The organism is Micromonospora sp. HK10 (assembly GCF_000982955.1).
In the GTDB taxonomy this organism is placed as follows: domain Bacteria; phylum Actinomycetota; class Actinomycetes; order Mycobacteriales; family Micromonosporaceae; genus Micromonospora.
Genome location: NZ_KQ058772.1, coordinates 1 through 18,139, shown reverse-complemented (window position 1 = coordinate 18,139; position 18,139 = coordinate 1). Strand labels below are relative to the sequence as shown.

Sequence of the window (18,139 nt, the reverse complement as noted above, 5' to 3'; positions counted from 1 at the left end):
TATGCCCTGGCATTCTCCACTGTGGGTGGCAGGCGGTCCAGAGGATCCTCAGCCGGAGCGGCGCCGCCGCATCAGGGCTTGAGCAGCGCGGCGATCTCGGCGGCTAACTCCTCCGGGCTGCGCCCGTCGGTGACCACCGTCGCGGTCGCCACCTCGGCGTAGAGCGGGCGGCGCTGCTCCATCAGGTGCTTCAGGGTGGCGCGCGGGTTGAGCGCCAGCAACGGCCGGCCGGCGCCCAGGCCGACCCGCTTCACCGCGTCGGGCAGCTCCACCGACAGGTGCACCACGGTGTGCCCGACCAGCGCGGCCCGGTTCTCCTCGGCGAGGACCGCGCCGCCACCGAGGGCGAGCACGCCCGGGTGCGACGCCAGCGCCGCCGCCACCGCGGCCCGTTCGAGGGTACGGAAGTGCTCCTCCCCCTCGTCCACGAAGATCTCCGGGATGGGCTTGCCCGCCAGCGCCTCGATGTCGGCGTCGGTGTCCCGGAACGGCACGCCGAGGATCGCCGCGAGCGCCTGCCCCACCGTGGTCTTACCGGAGCCGGGCGCCCCGACCAGCACGCAGACCGGCCGGCCGCTCATCGGATCACCAGGTTGTCGAGGTAGCCGGCCAGGTTGCGGCGCAGCTCGGCGACCGAGTCGCCGCCGAACTTCTCCACCGCCGCCTCGGCCAGCACCAGCGCGACCATCGCCTCCGCGACCACCGCGGCGGCCGGCACCGCGCAGACGTCGGAGCGCTGGTTGATCGCGGTGGCCGGCTCGCCGGTGGTGACGTCGACCGTGGACAGTGCCCGGTTCAGCGAGGAGATCGGCTTCATGGCGGCCTTGACGCGCAACGGCTCGCCGGTGGTGATGCCGCCCTCCAGGCCACCGGCCCGGTCGGTCACCCGGCGTACCCCGGTCGCGGTCGGGATGATCTCGTCGTGCGCGGCGGATCCCCGGGACCGGGCCTGCTGCCACCCGTCACCGATCTCCACCCCCTTGATCGCCTGGATGGACATCAGCGCGGCGGCCAGCCGGGCGTCGAGCTTGCGGTCCCACTGCACGTGGCTGCCCAGGCCGGGCGGCACCCCGTACGCCAGCACCTCGACCACGCCGCCGAGGGTGTCGGCGGCCTTCTTCGCGGCGTCGACCTCGGCCACCATCCGGGCGCTGGCCTCCGGGTCGAGGCAGCGCAGCGGGTCGGCGTCGATCCGGACCGCGTCCTCCGGGGTGGGCCGCAGGCCCGGCTTCACGGCGACCGGGCCCAGCTCCACCACGTGCGACACGATCTCGACGCCGAGCGCCTGCCGGACCAGCGCCTTGGCCACCGTGCCGACGGCCACCCGGGCGGCGGTCTCGCGGGCGCTGGCCCGCTCCAGGATCGGCCGGGCGTCGGTGTGGCCGTACTTCTGCATGCCGGCCAGGTCGGCGTGGCCGGGACGGGGGCGGGTGAGCGGGGCATTGCGGGCCTGCCCGGCCAGTTCGTCCGGGTCGACCGGGTCGGCGGCCATCACGGTCTGCCACTTGGGCCACTCGGAGTTGCCCACCCGGATCGCCACCGGGCTGCCGATCGTCACCCCGTGCCGCAGCCCGCCGATGATCTCGACCTCGTCCTGCTCGAACGCCATCCGCGCGCCACGCCCGTAGCCGAGCCGGCGCCGAGCCAGCTCGCCGGCGATCTCCGCCGTGGTCACCTCGACCCCGGCGGGCACCCCCTCGACCAGCGCGACGAGGGCGGGTCCGTGCGATTCACCTGCAGTCAGCCAGCGCAACACAGCGGTCAGTCTGTCACGCCCGGTGGCCGCCCCGGTGCGCCGCCCGTCCCGTCCCGCCCTGCGGACGCGGACGTCCGCAGGGCGGGGCGGGGGCGGTCAGCGGGCCCAGTCGAAGGTCATTCCCAGCCGGTCGGCGAGGGCCCGGTTGTGCGGCGCGTAGTACCGGGTCAGCTCGGCGCGGACCGTGTCGTCCATGGCGCTGCTGCGCCGGTCGTTGAAGACCTCGTACCGGTCGAGCTGGTGCGCCGGCAGGCCGAGGAAGTCCAGCACCCGGGCGTACGTGGCGGCCGGCTCCCGGTACAGCGTCTCGCTGGGCAGGATCAGCAGCTGCTCCCGCTCGAACCGGTCCAGCCAGGGCTCCAGGTGCTCCAGGTAGCGGCCCCGGGCGCGGTAGCTGTACCAGTCGTAGGCGTTGCTGACGTACGTCGGGTCGGCGATCAGCTTCTCCCGCTCCCCCGCCGTCCGCTCCTCCTCGGCGGCCAGGGCCTCGGCGAAGCCGAGTGGCTCCACCCCCTCGGTGCGCCGCTCCTTCCAGTGCGAGTACGCCCGCTCCACCGGGTCGCGCAGCAGCACGATCAGCCGCACCGCCGGGATCAGCTCGGCGACCCGAGCCGGAGCGAGCGGGTGGAACATGTACAGCGGTGCCGCCTCCCCCACCCGGGTCGGCCCGCCGTGCCGGCGTTCCAGGGCGCGCCGGTGCCGTTCGGTGGGAAAGTGCGAGCGGTACCAGGCCTCGCCCCGGGCATGGGTGTCCTCGAAGTAGTGCGAGGTCTTGGTGTTCCAGGCCGGGAAGAGCCGCGGCACCAGCGGGTGCTCCAGCAGGTAGCGCCAGAGCGAGGTGGTCCCGCCGCGCTTCGTGCCGATGACGAGGAAGTCCGGCAGCGGACGCCGGTCGCTGGTCCGCTCCCCGTAGCGCACCAGTGAGCTGCGCACCCCGTTCACCATCGGGCTGGGCACCAGCGTCTTGACCCGGTCCCGCAGCGTCGTCATCTCGTCCTCCTCGTCATCGCGCTGCCCGGCCGAGCAGGGTGGGCACCGCGGCCCGGACCCGCCGGCGTACCCCGGGGTGCAGCAGCGCCGCGCCGGCGAGCAGCACCACCACCCCGAGGGTGAGAAAAAGTCCGGCCACCCCGCGCCCGCCGGCCGCCGCGCCCGCGCCGGCGACCGCGATGGTGCCCGCCGTGGCGGCGCCGGCCGTCCGGAGCACGGTACGGGTCAGCAGCGGCTCGCCGACCACCCGCCGGGCGGCCAGCGCGGCCAGCACGTTCTCGGTCACGATGCCGGCCGTCCAGGCCGCCGCCGCGCCGAGCGCGCCGTGCGCCGGGATCAGCAGCAGCGCCAGCCCGACGTTGAGCGCCAGGCCGGTCGCGGCGGCGACCAGGTGCCGTCCGCTGCTGCCGCTCATCAGCAGCAGGGTCTGCACGATGCCGGTGCCCGAGTTGACCATCATGCCGGCGGCGAGCACCGCCATGGCGGCCGCGCCGGCGGTGAACTCCGCCCCGAACAGCCGCAGGAACCCCGGCGCGAAGATCGCCAGGAGCAGGTAGCCGGGCCAGGAGAGCGCGATGATCACGCTGGTGATCCGGCGGTAGACCAGCGCCGCCTCGGCGGTGCGTCCCGCACCGAGCAGCCGGGACAGCTGCGGGGCGACGGCCACCCGCAGGCCCTGCATGACGAGCAGCCCGGCCAGGGCGTACCGGCCGACGGCGCCGATGACGCCCGCGTCGGCCTGGCCGGCGAGGGCGGCGGTGAGCAGCACGGTGAGCCACATGCTGCTGGCGTCGATGGCCGCCGACGCGGCCCGGGGCAGCGCGAAGCCCCACAGGGTGCGCCAGTCCCGCCCGGTCGGGCGCAGCGCGGCCCCGTTGGCCAGGCCGAGCGGGCCGACCAGCAGTGCCGCGGCGACCAGTCCGGCCGCCAGCACCGGGGCCAGCCAGCCGGCGAACGCGACGGTGACCCCCGCACCGGCGGCGACCGCGGCCAGCACCAGCGCGGGTCGGGCCGCGGGCAGCAGCACGTACTGCACGGCGACCAGCGCGGCGACCGGCCGGACCGCGCGGACGGCGGCGAGCAGCACGGTCATCGCCACCACGAACGGCAGCCCGGCGAAGGCCAGTCGGAGCAGGTCTGCGCCGGCGGCGGTGCCCGGGTCGAAGAAGACCGGCGCGAGCGGCCCGGACAGGGCGACGCCGGCCACCGCCACGGCGACGCCGAGCAGCAGCGCCGGCAGCAGCGCCACCGGCAGCAGCCGCGCCCCGTCGCCGTCGCGGCCCGTGGTGCGCCGGGGCAGCGCCCAGACCAGGGCGGTGTCCGCGCCCGCGCAGCAGAGCCCGGCCAGGACGGTGACCACGCCGATCGCGGTGAACATGGCGCCCGACCCGGCCGGCCCGAGCCCGCGCACGATCACCACGGTCAGCACGAACCCGAGCACGCCGTTGACCGCCGCGCCGAGCAGCCCGACGGCGCCGCTGCGGGTGCTGCGCCGGACCTCCCGGTCGGCGCTGGTGGCGGTGCCGCCCGGCGCGGTCGTCGTCCCGGTCATGGTGTCCCTCCCCGGTCCGCGTCGATCCCGGCCGGCGGCGTGGCCAGCGGCGGGTCGGCCGGCGGGCGCGGCCTCGGCGGGACCGGCGCCGAGCCGGCGGCCGGTCCGGGGCGCTCCGAGCGGTCCGGACGGTCCGGGCGCTCGGGGTGCTCCGGGTGCTCCGAGCGGTCCGAGCGGTCCGAGCGGTCCGAGGCCGGCTGGGCCGCCGCACCGGTCGGCGGCGCGGCGGCGCCGGGACGGCCCGCCAGGCGCAGCGGAACGGCGGCCACCCCGGCCGTCGCGGACGGCCGCCGCCGGCCGGGCACCGCGGCCCGGCCGAAACCGCGGGTCCGCCACGGGGTCAGCGGCGCCGGCCGGGACATCGCCGACGGTCCGAGAGCGGGGCGGTTGACCGGGCCGGCGACGGCGGCCAACCCCGCGCCGACACCGAAGAAGATCACCGACAGGTTCGGGTCGATGTACGCGTACACCGGGATCACCACCAGGGCGATCACCGGGATGGTGCTCAGCCAGTACCCGGCCGGCGACACCGCGGCGGCCAGCCGGCGGGCGACCAGCACCAGCCAGGAGAGGAAGACGACCAGCGCCGGGATGCCGTGGCTGTAGAGGATCTGCCAGATCAGCCCCTGGGTGCCGAGCGGCTCCTCGGCCAGCGTGGTGTCCACGCTCTTCGGCGCGCCGTAGCCGAGCAGCGGAGACCGTTCGACCGCCTGCCAGGTCCGCAGGTACAGGTCCATCCGGTCGACGTTGGTGTCGGTGGTGCTCACCCGCGCGTTGATCATGTCCTGCACCGGGACCACCAGGCTGACCACCCAGACCAGCAGCACCAGCCCGGCGATCGAGACGATGAGCCGGGCGTTGCCCCGCAGCAGGGCCCGCAGGCCCAGGTAGACCAGGCCGGCGCCGAGGCCCAGGAACATGCCGCGGTTGAGGGTCAGGAAGGCCGGCACCACCGACAGCGGCAGCGACACCCAGAGCACGGTCCGGAACCGGCCGGTCCGCACCGACGTCAGGTACGCGAGCACGCACGGCACCAGCAGCGCGTAGGCGGTGCCCCAGTTGTTCGTGTACGGGTAGGGCGCGGCGGTGCGGTAGATCGGCGTACGGGACACCGGGTTGAACTCGTTGACCCGCACGTGGGTCAACGCCTGGACGAACCGCTCCCCGCTGATCGCGTGCGGCAGCACCAACTCCACCGGCGTGGTGAGGGTGAGGGTGGGGGCGAGCACGGCCAGCCAACCCAGCGCCACGACACCGAGCCAGTACCAGCCCAGCGGCCGCAGCACCCGTTCCCAGGCGACGCCCTCGCGGACCAGGGCGTACACGTACACGCCGACGACGAGGGCGGTCACCAGGAAGCCGTAGCGCAGCCCGAAGGTGAAGTAGGCGGTGGCCCGGTCCAGCCGGGTGGCGCTGAGCAGCACCAGGGCGAGGAAGAGCAGCCAGCAGGCCGTCCCGGCGGGCAGCGGCACCCGGCCGCGGGCGACCAGCAGCGCGAGCAGCACCACGCCGAGGACCGACCAGCCCAGATAGAACGCGCCGAGCGCCCACCAGAGCGGCATCAGCGCGAACATCACGGTCAACGGCCAGACGGGCAGCGGCGGGACGGCCGATCGCCGCGACCACCGGCCGGCGCGGGCCGGCGTCCGGGTTCGGCCGGTCACCGGCGGCGGGGCGGTGGCCGCCGTCCGGTCAGACACCCCGTCCCGTCCGCTGGGCCAGCCGCAGCACCCGCTCCCCGGAGAGCAGGCCGAGCACCACCGGCACGGTGACCAGGACCCGCTTCTCGCGCGGGTTGAGCCGGATCACCCGGCCCAGTTCCCGCACCGCCTCCCGGCGCCGCCGCCCGGAGGCGAGGGCGAACGCGATCTGCCCGTGCAGCCGGGCCAGTCCGGTGCGGCTGCCGGCCAGCTCGGGGTGCTTGTCGATCAGGTAGCGGGTCGCCTCGACGATCAGCGCCCAGCGGCCGAAGAAGAACGAGCCGCCGTGCCAGTCGACCACCACCAGGACCTCGGGCACGATCACCACCGGCCCGTGCGCGGCGATCCGCAGCAGCCACTCGTAGTCCTCGCCGTAGCCGCCGGGCAGCTCCTCGTCGACCGGGCCGACCGCGTCCCAGGTGGCGCGCGGCAGCAGGATGGTGCTGGAGTGCACCTCCATGATCCGGTCCTCGACGAAGTCGGGCAGGGTCACCTCGGCAGCGTCGAGCCGGCGTTCCTTGGCGATGCCGGGGCCCTCCAGCCGGATGCCGCAACTGGCCGCCGCGGCGTCCGGGCGGGTTAGCAGCAGCTCCACCTGGCGGCGCAGCTTGGCGGGCAGCCAGCGGTCGTCGTCGTCGCAGAAGGCCAGCAGGTCGTGCGACGCCTCCTCGGCGCCGGTGTTGCGACCGCCGGGCAGGCCCCGGGAGTGGGTGTTGGTGACGTACCGCAGGCTCCGGTCGGCCGGCACCGGCAGGTCCAGCGGGCGGATCTCGGTGTGGTCGTAGACGACCAGGCACTCCACCGGGCCGGGGTAGTCCTGGTCGAGGACCGCGCCGACGGCCCGTTCCAGCAGCCCTGGCCGGTCCCGGGTGGCCACCACCACGGTCACCGGCGGGTACGCCGGCCCGGTCGCCGGCCGGTCGTGGTCAGTCACGTCCCTCTCCCGTCAGCACGAACCCGAACGGCTCCACGCCGACCGAACGCAGCCGCTCCACCAGGCGGACCAGCCGCGCCGACCGGGTCCGGTCGCGGGCGGCCACCAGCACGGCGCGCCCCTCCCGGGCGGCCCGTACGCCCCGCTCGTCGTGCAGCGCGGGCGGCGCGTCGAGCAGGGTGAGGCCGTCGGCCGGCGGGGCGTCCAGCCCGACCAGCCGCACGGTGCCGGAGCCGATCCGCAGCTCCTGCCCGTCGGTCCGGGTGGTCGAGCCGGTCGAGGCGGTGCGGGCGGCCGGGATGACCTGGGTCTTGTCCTCGGTGGTGGTGGACCGGTAGACGCCGCCGTTCTTCGCGTCCGAGGTCGGGAACGGGCGGGGCTTGCGTACGGCGGGGATGACCGCGGTCGCCTCGGGGTCGCCGCCACCGGCGGTCGGCGTCCCGGTGGCGGCCCGCGTCCCGGTGGCGGCCGGGGTGCCGGCGGCGGCCGGGGTGGGGCTCGGGGCCGGCCGCGGCCGGGGCAGCTTGGTCAGGGCCGGCTCGGTCGGCGGGTTGCGGCGCTGCGCGTCGAGCATCAGCGGGCGGATCCGGTCCAGGCTCTCCGGGGTGACGCCCAGGCGCACCTCATGACCGGCGCCGGCCAGGATCGCGGCGAGGCCGGCGGTCACCTGCTCGCGTCCCTCGTCGCTGCCGGCGGAGAGCAGCACCAGCGGGCCGCGCTGCGGGCCGTCGACCCAGCGGGCCAGGGCGAGCGAGAGGTAGCGGAGGTCGGATTCGTCGGGGTGCCCGCTGCGCGCCCAGCGGACCGTGCCGAGCAGTGGCGCGCCGATCGTGCTGACCGCCTCGGCGGTGGTGCGCAGCCGCCGGTCCAGCGACTCCCGGACGAACGCGACCAGGCCGCCGAGGAGCAGGCCGCCGAGCAGGCCGGCGGCGAGGATCAGCGGGGCGGCGTCGCGGCTGGACGGCACCGGGGTGCGGGCGGCGCTGGTGATCGAACCGGGGCTGAGATCCGCCGAGGCGATCTTGGAGCGCTGCTCGGCCAGCGTGGCGAGCTGGTCGTTCAGGGCCCGCAGCTGGTCCAGCAGGGCGCTGGTACGCGGCGACGGATTGTCCGACGACTGGTGGTCCGGCAGGGACCGCTGGGTGGTGGTGCGCTGGGCGGTCACCACGTCGATGGTCTCGTCGTACGACTTCAGCACGGCGGCGCGCTGGTTCTCGTAGATGCCGCGGCGCTGGTCCAGGTAGGCCTGGGCGGCCCCGTTGGCGCCGTCGACCGCCTCCCGCTCGCTGTCGGCGGAGTAGTTGAAGCGCATCACCTGGCCGCCGACCGGGACCTCCACCTCGAGCGCGTCGGCGACGTCCTTGGTGTCCCGGCGGGTGATCGCGGCGACCTTGTCGATCACCTCGTTGCTGGTCGCGATGCCGCTCTCGGCGGTCATGTTCACCGCGCGGTCCGCGCCGCCGGAGGGCACCGAGAACGGGTCGGTGACCACCGGGCGGACCACCACGGCGGTGGTCGCGGTGTACGTCGCCGGCAGCACGAACAGGTAGACCAGCACGGCCACCAGCACCGCCGCCGCCGTGCCGAGCACGAGCCGCCACCGGCGGAGCGGGATGCGGGCCAGCTCGACGAGGCCGACCGGGCTCTGCCGGGCGGGGGCGACGTCGGTCACGTCCATCAGTCAGGTCCTTGCGCATGGAGGGATCGGTGACCGCCCCGGGCGGCACGGGCCGGCCGGGGCGGTGACGTCTCATTGTGGCCGACGGAGCCGCCCGGCCGGCAGAGCGGTTCGGCCGTTCCGGGCGGTCCGCCGGGTCACGGGGACGGCGGCGGGCCGCCCGGTCGGGCCGACCGTCAGGAGGTGGCGAAGAACAGCGTCCGGCTCGACCAGTTCACGGCGCCACCGGCGGCCGCGAGCTCGACCGACGCGGCGCCGTCGACGGCCGCACCGTCGAACGGCACGGCCCGCAGCGAGCCGTCCGTGTTGCCGTACACGATCTTGCCGTTGACCCAGGCCAGGCCCCGGACGTTGCCCCAGGCCAGGCCGATGCTGGGCAGGGTGAACTCGGTGCAGCCGAGGATGTAGCCGTCCGGCTCCAGGTAGCGGTAGAAGAGCTTGTTCGTCCCGGACTTGGTGTAGTACATCCGGCCGTCCAGAGCGAACGCGCCGCTCATCGTCGACGGCTTGAACCAGTCGTTGTAGCCGCTGCTGACCCAGGGCGCGCCCACCGAGCCGCCCGAGAAGATCGACACGTCGAGGTAGCTGCCGTTCGGCGCGCTCGCGTCGGTCTTCGACCAGTACAGCTTGTTGCCGACCGAGAACGCCGCACCGGCGGCGGTGAGGTTCGGCTGGCTGCTGCTGACCGGGGTGCCCAGCGTGCTGCCGTTGAACGGCACCTTGGTCGCCTGCCCGTCGGCGGCGGAGACGTAGAGGTAGCCCGACGCCGCGGACGGCGCGTTGACCGCCGCCACGGTACGGCCACCGGCCAGCGGGAAGTGGCCCAGCCGGCCGTGGTACTCGTTGCCCACCCCGTCGGAGTCGAAGCCGGCGTACAGGCCGGTGCTGCCGCGCCACAGCTCCCACATGATCGGGCCCCAGGTGGTGGTGCCCGCCGGGGCGCCCGAGCGGGTCGGGTTCCAGACCAGCGGCAGCCCGTTGACCGGGTCCAGGGCGCCCAGCCCGAACCGGTTGATCGCGCCGGCGCCGGCCGCGTCGTTGCCGTTGGCGTTGTTCAGCCAGCGGAAGTGCCCACCCACGTAGACCACGTTGTCGGCGACCTCGACCGAGGTCACCGAGTCGGTCCCGGTGTAGTTGACCCAGGTGGCGTCGATGCCGGCGCCCCGGTCGGCGGTCTCGAACCGGGCGATCGCGTCGCAGTACGCGCCGGTGCCCCGCCCGCCGTCGGCGATGATGACGAAGTACGTGCCGTCGTCGGAGAAGTCGACGTCCCGGGCGTAGAACGGGAACGAGTCGCTGTAGCACGGCGCGACGTAGCGCTGGGTGCTCCAGTCGGCCACCGCCGGGGTGCCGTCGAGGTCGACGACCACGACCTGGTTGCGGGCCTGGCCGTTGACCTGGGTGAAGTTGCCGACCGCCACGAGGGTCTTCTGGTCGGGCGCGACCGCGAGACCCCAGACGAACTCGCTGCTGGCCCGGGGCACGCTGGCGTCGATCTGGAAGCTCGGGTCGATCGCGCCGGTGGTGGCGTTCAACCGGGCGAGCAGCGAGTGCTCGGTGCCGTTGACCCAGTGGAACGCGCCGGCGATGTAGAGGTTGTTGCCGACCACGATGGTGCGCCGCACCAGGCCGCCGTCACTGCGCCCGACCCAGCTGGTCACCGTCGCGCCGGTGGCCGGGTCCAGCTCGACCAGGTTCTTGCGGCTGACCCCGTTCACGGTGTTGAAGGCGCCGCCGACGATGAGCTTGCCGTCCGGGCTGACCGCGAGGGCGTGCACCGCGCCGTTCAGCTCCGGGGTGAAGCCGGTCTTCAGCGCGCCGGTGGAGCGGTCGTACGCGAAGAGGTAGTTGCGGGCCGTCCAGCTGGCGTCGCCGGCCGCCTTCACCGAGGTGAAGGAACCGCCCACGTAGACGGTGTTGCCGATCTCGGCGAACGCCTTGGTGTCGCCGTTCTGCGCGTGCGGCGTGTTGTCCGCCGGGTTCGCCGAGGTGAGCGTGCTGGTCACCGGCGTGGGGTTGGCCGCGGCGGCCGGCGCCCCGAGCAGCCCGACGGCGAGCACCGGTACGGCGACCGCGGCGCACCACCGCCGCCACACCGGACGAGACGTTCTGTGAAGCACTACTGCCCCCAAAGAGGTAGAGAAATCACGGGTAGCTTGCGGGGAACGGACATTGCGCACCATCAACCGTCCGGTTCGCTCGATCACCGGCTCGGTCCGGCCGGGCCGTACGGGTCGCGTCCCGAGCGCCCGGTGCGGACGGGGGCCGGTGTCGACCGGCCGGGCGGGCTGCCGGGTCGGCCGTGCGGTGGCGGCCTCATGCCAGCTCCGTCCACTCGAACGGCGCCACGGCACCGGTCGCGGCGACCGTCCAGGACGCCGCCTCCGCCAGGTCCTCGACCGTCACGGCGTCCGCCTCCCGGTGCCGGACCAACTGCCGGCGGTCCAGCTGCCGGGCCAGTTCGACCTGGTGGTCGTCGACGTGCTCGCGGTGGCTACGCCGGCGCGGCACGAAGACGGCCCGGTGGCCGGCCCGCATCGCGGCCAGCGCCGAGCCCACGCCGGCGTGGGTCACCACGACGTCGGCCTCCCGCATCGCCTGCTGCATCTCGGCGTACGGGACGTGCGGGCGGGCCCCGGCCGGCATCCGGGGGATCCGGGTGGCGCCGACCTGCCAGAGCACCTCCGCCTCGGGCGGCACCACCTCGACCAGGCGGGCCAGCAGCCGGGGGAAGCCGAACCGCCCGTGCGTGCCGAGGGCCACCACGATCCGGGACACCGGTCGGGGGGTGACCCGGCGGCTGGCCTGGTAGCCGTCGAAGACGGTGCCGCCGTAGCGCCACCGGTCGTCGGCCCAGTCCAGGTGCTGGGTGTAGAGCCGGGTGCGGGGTACCCGGGAGACCAGCCGGCCGGTGAGCGAGGGCCCGGCCGTGCGGGTCGCGCTCTCGATGTAGTGGCAGGCCAGCCCGTGCCGGCTGGCGGGCACGAAGAACGACATGGCCACACTGGCGCCGGTGCTGACCACGCGGGTGAACCGCCCGCCGCGCAGCACCCGGCGAGCGGCCAGCAGGTCGCGCAGCGTGCCGAGCGCGTCCCGGGTGGTCGCGGGCGGCACGTGGATGACCTCGTGACCGTCCAACAGGGACCGGCTCTGCGGCGAGTCGAAGGTCGCCCAGACGCAGTCGTCACCCAGGCCCAGCCGGGGCTTCAGGTCGTACAACTCGGCGAGGTGCCCACCGGTGGAGGCGACGAGAAGGGTGGTCACGTCGTTGCCCACCTTCCGATCGAGGGGTGGCGTGGGACAGGTGCGGGGTGGCGGCGGGCCGCCGGTTCAGGTGCCGACCGGGACGCGTTCCCGGGCCGGGGTGGTGGGCCGTTGCGCCGGGGGCCGGACCCGCCCGTCGGCCACCGCGACGGCGAACACCATCACGGCGGTGAGCAGGATGGCGAAGGTCCAGCCGCCGAGGACGTCGGTGAGCCAGTGCTTCTCGGCGTAGATGCGGGTGTAGCCCTCCACGCTGACCAGCACGGCCAGCGCGGTGAGCAGTCCCACCCGGACCCGGCGCGGGATCCGCCAGACGAGCGCGGCGAGCGCCAGCATGGTGCCGAAGGTCATCAGCACCCGGGCGCACCCACCGGACGGGTAGGTGCCCAGGTCGGTCGGCGGGTGACCGCGGTCGACCACCACGGCGAGGATCTGCTGGGTGTACTGCTCGAGAACGAACTGCAGCGGCATCGCGACCAGCGGCAGCCACCAGCGCCGGCGGCGCCACGCCACGGCCAGGGCGATCGCGCCCACCACGGTGACCCACTTCAGCGGGTACCGGTCGCCGATCGCGGTGACGAAGCTGTTCAGGTCGGCCCAGCCGTCGACCCGCCGGGCGTGCACGTACTCGAAGACCGGGCGGTCGACGTGCGGTTCGAGCCGGGACAGCGCCTCGCCCAGCGGCCAGCAGAGCGCGATGACCGCGGCGGACCCGGCGAGCAGCACGACCAGGGCGGCGCCGAGCCGGCCGAAGGCGGCGGTGAGCCCGGCGACGGCCTGGCGTAGCCGGTCGGCGGTCCGGCTGGCGGCGACGGCCGGCGCCCACCTCGTGGCCAGCCACGGTACGAGCAGTGCCGGCACGAGCACGGCCAGCGCCCCCAACAGGTAGATCAACGTCACCGTCGGTCACCACCTGTCCGGGCCGCGCGCCCCGCGACGGCCACGTGAACATTTCCTGCCATGCCAGCCACCGGCCGGACCTCCCGAACGCTGTGCCCCTGGGGTGCCCGACGACCCTGAGGCGCCCCACGCACACCCGGACCGATCGAAGCCGTCACCATCGTGGTGGTGATCGAGTGCTGACACCCTAGTGGAGGTGTGCCGGCCAGCGGTAGCGGGGGCGGCGGCCCCGGGGCATTTCCCCGGTTTGCCGGTCGGCACCCCGACAGTCGCGCCGGCGGGACAGGTCAGTCGCCCGTCGCCGGCAGCCGCTCGGCGAGCACGTGCAGCAGCGCGGGGTGCAGCTTCGGGCTCCAGCCGCCGCCCCCCGCGGCGAGCTCCGCGGTCCGCAGCCACAGCTCGACCAGGTAGGCGTCCGCGACGAGGCGGCAGCGGGCCGGGTCAAGGCCGAGCGACCGGCCGTGCCGGGCCAGCACCGCCGCCATCTCGTCGGCCGCCTGCGCCGCCGGTCGCCCGCGCAGCGACAGGGCACTTTGGAAGCCCTGGTGGGCGAGGTCGAAGCCGACCGGCCGCGCGGCGCCGCTGTTCTCCCAGTCCCAGGCGTACAGCCGTCCCCGGTGGGTGCCGAGGTTCCACGGCACCCAGTCGCCGTGCCAGTGGCCGAACTCCAGCGCGACCGCCCCGTCCCGGTCGGCGAACGCCGCCAGCGCCGCGACGACCGGCCCGCCGGCGCGTTCGGCCCGCGCGGTGAGGTCGGCGAGGAACGGTGAGCCGGCGAGCGGCCGGGGCGCGGCCGGCGGTCCGCCGCGCCGCGCGACGGCCAGCATCGCGGCCACCTCCGGCCGGTCCGGGCGGGCCAGCCGGCGCACGCCCGCGGGCATCGGCTCGACCAGGGTGACCGCCAGATCACCCCAGCTCAGCTCGCGCAGCAGGCGGGGCGCGTCGGGCAGGTCGCCGCCGCCGCGGGGCAGGTCGCGCAGCGCCGCGGCCTCCGCGCGGACCATCGCCCGGGTCGCCTCGTTCCACCCCACCTTCGCGTACGCCCACGCCGCGCCCCGGTCGTCGAAGAGTTGCAGCGTCGGCTTGTGGTGCGGGTCGGGCGGCCGGATCCCGATGGCGGCGTGCAGCGGCCGGCCCTCGGCCCGGGCGAGGCTCGCGGTCAGCAGCAGCTCAGCCGGGTCGGCGGCGTTCGGGACGGCGACGGTCAGCACCGGCATCCGGGCCAGCCGGGTGGCGCCCAAACCGGCCAGCACGCCGACGGCGAGCCGGTTGGCCCGGACCCGGGGCGGCCGCAGCGCGTTGTACGCCAGCGTCGACGCCGCGCCGACCCGGCGGGAGGCCAACGGCAGCAGGAACTTCGCCCGCTCCACCGAGGGCACCACGGCGTACCGGGCGACGACCCGGTGACCCGGGGGCGGCGGGGCGGGGCCGGACGCGACGCCCAGCCACAGCCGCGCGTCGGCGAAGATGGCCCGGCTCACCCAGCCGATACCGTCCTGGCGGTTCCGTGGATCCTGCACCGCGCCCTGCCCTCCCCTGTGCCCGTCCCGCTGTCCCGGCACGTCGGCGGCCACGATATTGCCCGCCGGCCAGCCCGCCCGCGGCGGGCCGGGTCGGCGGTCAGCCCGCCCGCGGCGGGCCGGGTCGGCGGTCAGCGCTGCCAGACCCGGACGTAGTCGACCCGGAAGTCGGCCGGGAACCGGGTGGCCGGGCCGGGCGCGCCGAGCCAGCCGCCGACCTGGACGTTCAGCCGCAGGTTGTACGGCTTGTCGAAGACCTCGTCGAACCAGGGCGTGCTGCGCCGGTCCCGCTGCCACACCTGCCGGCCGTCGACGTACCAGCGGATCACCCCCGGCTCCCACTCGGTGGTGTAGGTGTGGAAGCCGTCGCCCGGGTGCCCGGCCGGGAACGGCCAGCGCTGGTCCTGCTTCACGGGCGTGTAGTCGTAGAAGATCGCCTGGGTGGCGGCCCGGTGGTGGGCGGCGCCGCCGGGCAGCTCGACCACGTCGATCTCGCCCTTGCCGGCGTCGTCGGCGCGCAGCCAGAACGCCGGCCACAGCCCCTGCGAACCGTCCGGCCCGGCCGGCGCCTGGGCCCGCACCTCGAAGCGGCCGTACCGGAACGCGGCCTTGCCGATGGTGTCCAGGTAGCTCTCGGTGTACTGCCGCAGTTGGGAACCGCAGGCGACCACCCGCCGCTGCACCCGCAGGGTCAGCACCCCGCCGGCCACCACGACGTTCGCCGGGTCGTCGACGTTGCAGCCGAGGTCGACGTCGCGCGCCTCGCCGTCGCGGACGTTCCACCGGGACCGGTCGACCGCCGTCCCGTCGAACTCGTCCGTCCAGACCAGCCGCCAGCCCGGCAGGTGGGCGCCGGGCGGCTCGGTGGGCGGCGGCGCGGGCCGGGCGGGGACCGACACGGCCGGCTCGGCGGGGGCCGGCCGCGCGCCGCCCCGCTGCGGGGGCGTGGCGGTGGCCGCGAGCGTGGTGACCAGTCCGCCGCCGAGCAGGGCGAGCAGCGCGGCCCGGCGGCGCAGCCGCCGGGCCGGACGGTCGGGTGGGGGCGGCTGCCCGGTCACGGAGGGCTCCCTGCGTCGGCGGCGGTCGCCCAGCAGGGTATCCCGGTGGCTGCGGCGGCCCGCCCGCGCCGGTCGCCGTCCCGGCGACGCCGCTGTCGCACCGCTGCGCGTCGTCACCGGACCGGTGCGCGTCGTCACCGCCGGTGCGCGTCGTCACCGCCGGTGCGCGTCGTCACCGCCGGTGCGCGTCGCCACCGGGCCGGTGTTCGAGCCCGGCCGGCTCAGGCGCGGGCCGCCGCCAGCGCCGCCCGCATCGCCTCCACCGGCGCGGCAACCCCGGTGAACTGGGCGAACTGGTCGACCGCCTGGGCCAGCAGCAGGTCCAGGCCGGAGAGCACCCGGCAGCCGGCGGCCAGCGCCGCGGCGGCGAGCGGGGTGGGCCAGGGGTCGTAGAGGGCGTCGAAGAAGACCGTGCCGGGCCGCCAGTCGAAGTTCTCGGCCAGCGGGTCGGCCACCCCCTTCGGCACCGTGGAGAGCACCACGTCGGCGCGGGCGTGCGCGGGCGCGCCGTCCCACGCGGCGCCGGTCAGCGGCACCCCGACCGCCCGCGCCACCGGGCGCAACTCGTGCACCGCCTCGGGGCGGCGGGCCACCACGGTCACCTCGGCGGCGCCGAGCCGGGCCGCCGCCGCGAGCGCCGCCCGGGCGGTGCCACCCGCGCCGAGCAGGGTCACCGTGGCCCCGGCCGGCACCCCGGCGGCGGTGAGCACGTCGACCATGCCGGTGACGTCGGTGTTGTCGGCGTACCAGGTGCCGTCGCAGCGGCGTACCAGCGTGTTGGCGGCACCGACCGCGGCGGCGACCGGGGAGGCCTCGCCGGCCAGCGCGAGCGCCGCCTCCTTGCCGGGCATGGTCACCGACAGCCCGGCCCACTCCGGGCCCAGGCCCGCGACCAGGCCGGCCAGCTCGTCGGCCGCGCACTCGATCCGGGTGTACGACCAGCCGGTCAGCCCGGCCGCCGCGTACCCGGCCTGGTGGATGACCGGGGAGAGCGAGTGGGCGATGGGCTTGCCCACGACGGCGGCCCTCACGCGCAGTTCGATCCCGTCAGCACCTTGTTGTCGCACATGGTCTTGATGAGCCGGCGGTACTCGGCGTCGTTGGAGCCGTAGCCCATCGTGCCCTTCTTGTCGATCGTCATGAAGTAGATCCAGTCCCCGGTCGGCGGGTCCAGCGCGCCCTTGAGCGCGCCCTCGCCCGGGTTGCTGATCGGGGTGATCGGCAGGCCGGCCACATCGTGCGTGTTGTACGGGTTCTTCAGGTCGTTGATCTCGCTCTGCAGCAGCTCGTTGGAGTCCTTCGGGTCCTTGCCCTGCAACCGGAACCAGTAGTTGATGCCGCTGTCGATGCCCAGGCACTTGCAGCCGATCTTGCCGGCGTAGACCCGGTTGTAGATCACCCGGGAGACCTTGGCGAAGTCCTTGGGGTCCACCGACTCGGCCTGCGCGATGGAGGCGGCGATCAGCGCCTCGTACGGGGAGATCTTCCGTTCCTTCTGCACCCGGTCGACGAAGTTGAGCTGCTCGGTGACCCGCAGGAACTCGTCCACCATCATCGACAGGATCTGCGCGGCGGTGGCCTTCGGCGGGATCTCGTAGGTGGACGGGAAGAGGAAGCCCTCGATGCTCTTCGGGCCCTTCTTGCCGTCCTGCCGGTTGAACCAGAAGGCCGGCACGCCCAGCTTGACCGGGTCCTTCGCGGCGGCCTTGAACTCGGCCACCGGGATCTTGGTCTCCCGGGACAGGATCGCGTAGATGTTCAGGCTGATCGTGCCCTCCGGGATGGTCACCCCGTTGACCACCCGGCTCTTCGGATCGAGCATCAGGACGATCACGTCGGCGGCCTTCATCTGCTTGCGCACCTTGTACGTGCCGACCTGGATGTTCTTGCTGCGGGAGTTCGCGTCGGCGGCCTCGATGAACGCCTTGGTGCTCTTGACCACGCCGGCGTCGTAGAGGGAGTTGCCGATGTCGGTGAGGGTGTCCCCCGCCTTGACCTGCACCGTCGCCTCGCCCGAGCCCGGACCGTCGTAGTCGGGGGTGACGAAGTGGTTACGGATCCGGTCGAAGCCGACGTACGCGCCGCCGCCGATGCCGCCCAGCAGCACGATGGCCATCAAAAGGGCGAAGATCGTCTTGCCGCGGCTGCCGCCCGAGCCGCCGTTGCGCTTGCGAACCGCGCTGCGTCGGTGCCGGCCCTTCTCCCCCCTCTCCGGCTCGTCGAACCCCAGATCAAGATCGTCGATCATTGCGTCCGCCTCCGCTGTGCGTCCAGCCAGCTCTGCAGAATCTCCACCGCGGCGGCCTGGTCGACCACCGCCCGTTGGCGCTTTCCCCGGACGCCCCGTTCGGCCAGCCTACGACTAGCCACCACGGTCGACATCCTCTCGTCCGTCAGCGTCACCGGAATCGACCCCATTACATCGGCCAACCGGGCAGCGTAGGCCGATACGTTCGCCGCGGCCGGGCCATGCTTTCCGGCGAGGTTCACCGGAAGGCCGACCACGATCCCGACCGCCTCGTGCTCGGCGGCCAACCGGACCAGCTCCGCCATGTCGCCGGGCACCCCGTCGGGGCCGGTGCTCAGGTCCCGGGCCAGGGTGACCAGCGGGGTGGCCAGGATGCCGTGCGGATCGGAACGGGCCACGCCCACCCGGACCTGTCCGACATCCACCCCGAGGCGGACGCCGGGGGTCGAGTCAGCCATCTACCGGACACCTCCCCGCCGGTACGGGCCAGGGCGGACCGGCCGGTCCGCCCTGGCGGCGATCGGTGTCACCATCACGCG

The 18,139-nt window shown here is 74.8% G+C and carries 15 protein-coding genes; all 15 read right to left on the bottom strand.

Annotated elements, in window-relative coordinates:
• Window positions 1–71: 71 nt before the first annotated feature.
• Window positions 72–581: a shikimate kinase gene (locus LQ51_RS10620; protein WP_046564603.1), complete on the bottom strand. Its 510-nt coding sequence runs from the start codon at window positions 579–581 to the stop codon at window positions 72–74.
• Entirely contained in the window at window positions 578–1,756 is a 1,179-nt protein-coding gene (aroC, locus tag LQ51_RS10615; RefSeq protein ID WP_046564602.1) for a chorismate synthase, read from the bottom strand. The genes LQ51_RS10620 and aroC overlap by 4 nt, the downstream gene beginning before the upstream one ends.
• 96 nt (window positions 1,757–1,852) lie before the next feature.
• Window positions 1,853–2,746: a sulfotransferase domain-containing protein gene (locus LQ51_RS10610; RefSeq protein ID WP_046564601.1), complete on the bottom strand. Its 894-nt coding sequence runs from the start codon at window positions 2,744–2,746 to the stop codon at window positions 1,853–1,855.
• A gap of 13 nt (window positions 2,747–2,759) precedes the next feature.
• A complete protein-coding gene (locus LQ51_RS10605; RefSeq protein ID WP_046564600.1) occupies window positions 2,760–4,298 on the bottom strand; it encodes a lipopolysaccharide biosynthesis protein in 1,539 nt (512 codons plus the stop codon).
• A complete protein-coding gene (locus LQ51_RS10600) occupies window positions 4,295–5,872 on the bottom strand; it encodes an O-antigen ligase family protein (RefSeq protein ID WP_082159363.1) in 1,578 nt (525 codons plus the stop codon). Before LQ51_RS10600 ends, LQ51_RS10605 begins: the two co-directional genes overlap by 4 nt.
• 118 nt (window positions 5,873–5,990) lie before the next feature.
• Window positions 5,991–6,932, bottom strand: coding sequence for a glycosyltransferase family 2 protein (locus LQ51_RS10595; protein WP_046564599.1), 942 nt, complete (start codon window positions 6,930–6,932; stop codon window positions 5,991–5,993).
• Window positions 6,925–8,610, bottom strand: coding sequence for a Wzz/FepE/Etk N-terminal domain-containing protein (locus tag LQ51_RS10590; RefSeq protein ID WP_052744809.1), 1,686 nt, complete (start codon window positions 8,608–8,610; stop codon window positions 6,925–6,927). The genes LQ51_RS10595 and LQ51_RS10590 overlap by 8 nt, the downstream gene beginning before the upstream one ends.
• Window positions 8,611–8,786: 176 nt before the next feature.
• Window positions 8,787–10,793, bottom strand: a complete 2,007-nt coding sequence (locus tag LQ51_RS10585; protein ID WP_082159362.1) for an NHL repeat-containing protein — start codon at window positions 10,791–10,793, stop codon at window positions 8,787–8,789.
• A gap of 133 nt (window positions 10,794–10,926) precedes the next feature.
• Entirely contained in the window at window positions 10,927–11,874 is a 948-nt protein-coding gene (locus tag LQ51_RS10580; RefSeq protein WP_046564809.1) for a glycosyltransferase, read from the bottom strand.
• Window positions 11,875–11,940: 66 nt separating this feature from the next.
• A complete protein-coding gene (locus LQ51_RS10575; protein ID WP_046564596.1) occupies window positions 11,941–12,774 on the bottom strand; it encodes a phosphatase PAP2 family protein in 834 nt (277 codons plus the stop codon).
• 287 nt (window positions 12,775–13,061) lie between these two features.
• A complete protein-coding gene (locus LQ51_RS10570; protein ID WP_046564808.1) occupies window positions 13,062–14,294 on the bottom strand; it encodes a hypothetical protein in 1,233 nt (410 codons plus the stop codon).
• 131 nt (window positions 14,295–14,425) lie between these two features.
• The gene (locus LQ51_RS10565) at window positions 14,426–15,352 is read right to left on the bottom strand and encodes a glycoside hydrolase family 16 protein (RefSeq protein WP_046564595.1); all 927 of its coding nucleotides are present in this window, start codon (window positions 15,350–15,352) and stop codon (window positions 14,426–14,428) included.
• A 221-nt stretch (window positions 15,353–15,573) separates the two neighbouring features.
• Window positions 15,574–16,383: a shikimate dehydrogenase gene (locus LQ51_RS10560; RefSeq protein WP_046564594.1), complete on the bottom strand. Its 810-nt coding sequence runs from the start codon at window positions 16,381–16,383 to the stop codon at window positions 15,574–15,576.
• Window positions 16,380–17,600, bottom strand: coding sequence for an endolytic transglycosylase MltG (gene mltG, locus LQ51_RS10555; protein WP_046564593.1), 1,221 nt, complete (start codon window positions 17,598–17,600; stop codon window positions 16,380–16,382). Before mltG ends, LQ51_RS10560 begins: the two co-directional genes overlap by 4 nt.
• Complete coding sequence (ruvX, locus tag LQ51_RS10550) at window positions 17,597–18,058, bottom strand: Holliday junction resolvase RuvX (protein ID WP_046564592.1); 462 nt, start codon at window positions 18,056–18,058, stop codon at window positions 17,597–17,599. The genes mltG and ruvX overlap by 4 nt, the downstream gene beginning before the upstream one ends.
• Window positions 18,059–18,139 lie beyond the last annotated feature (81 nt).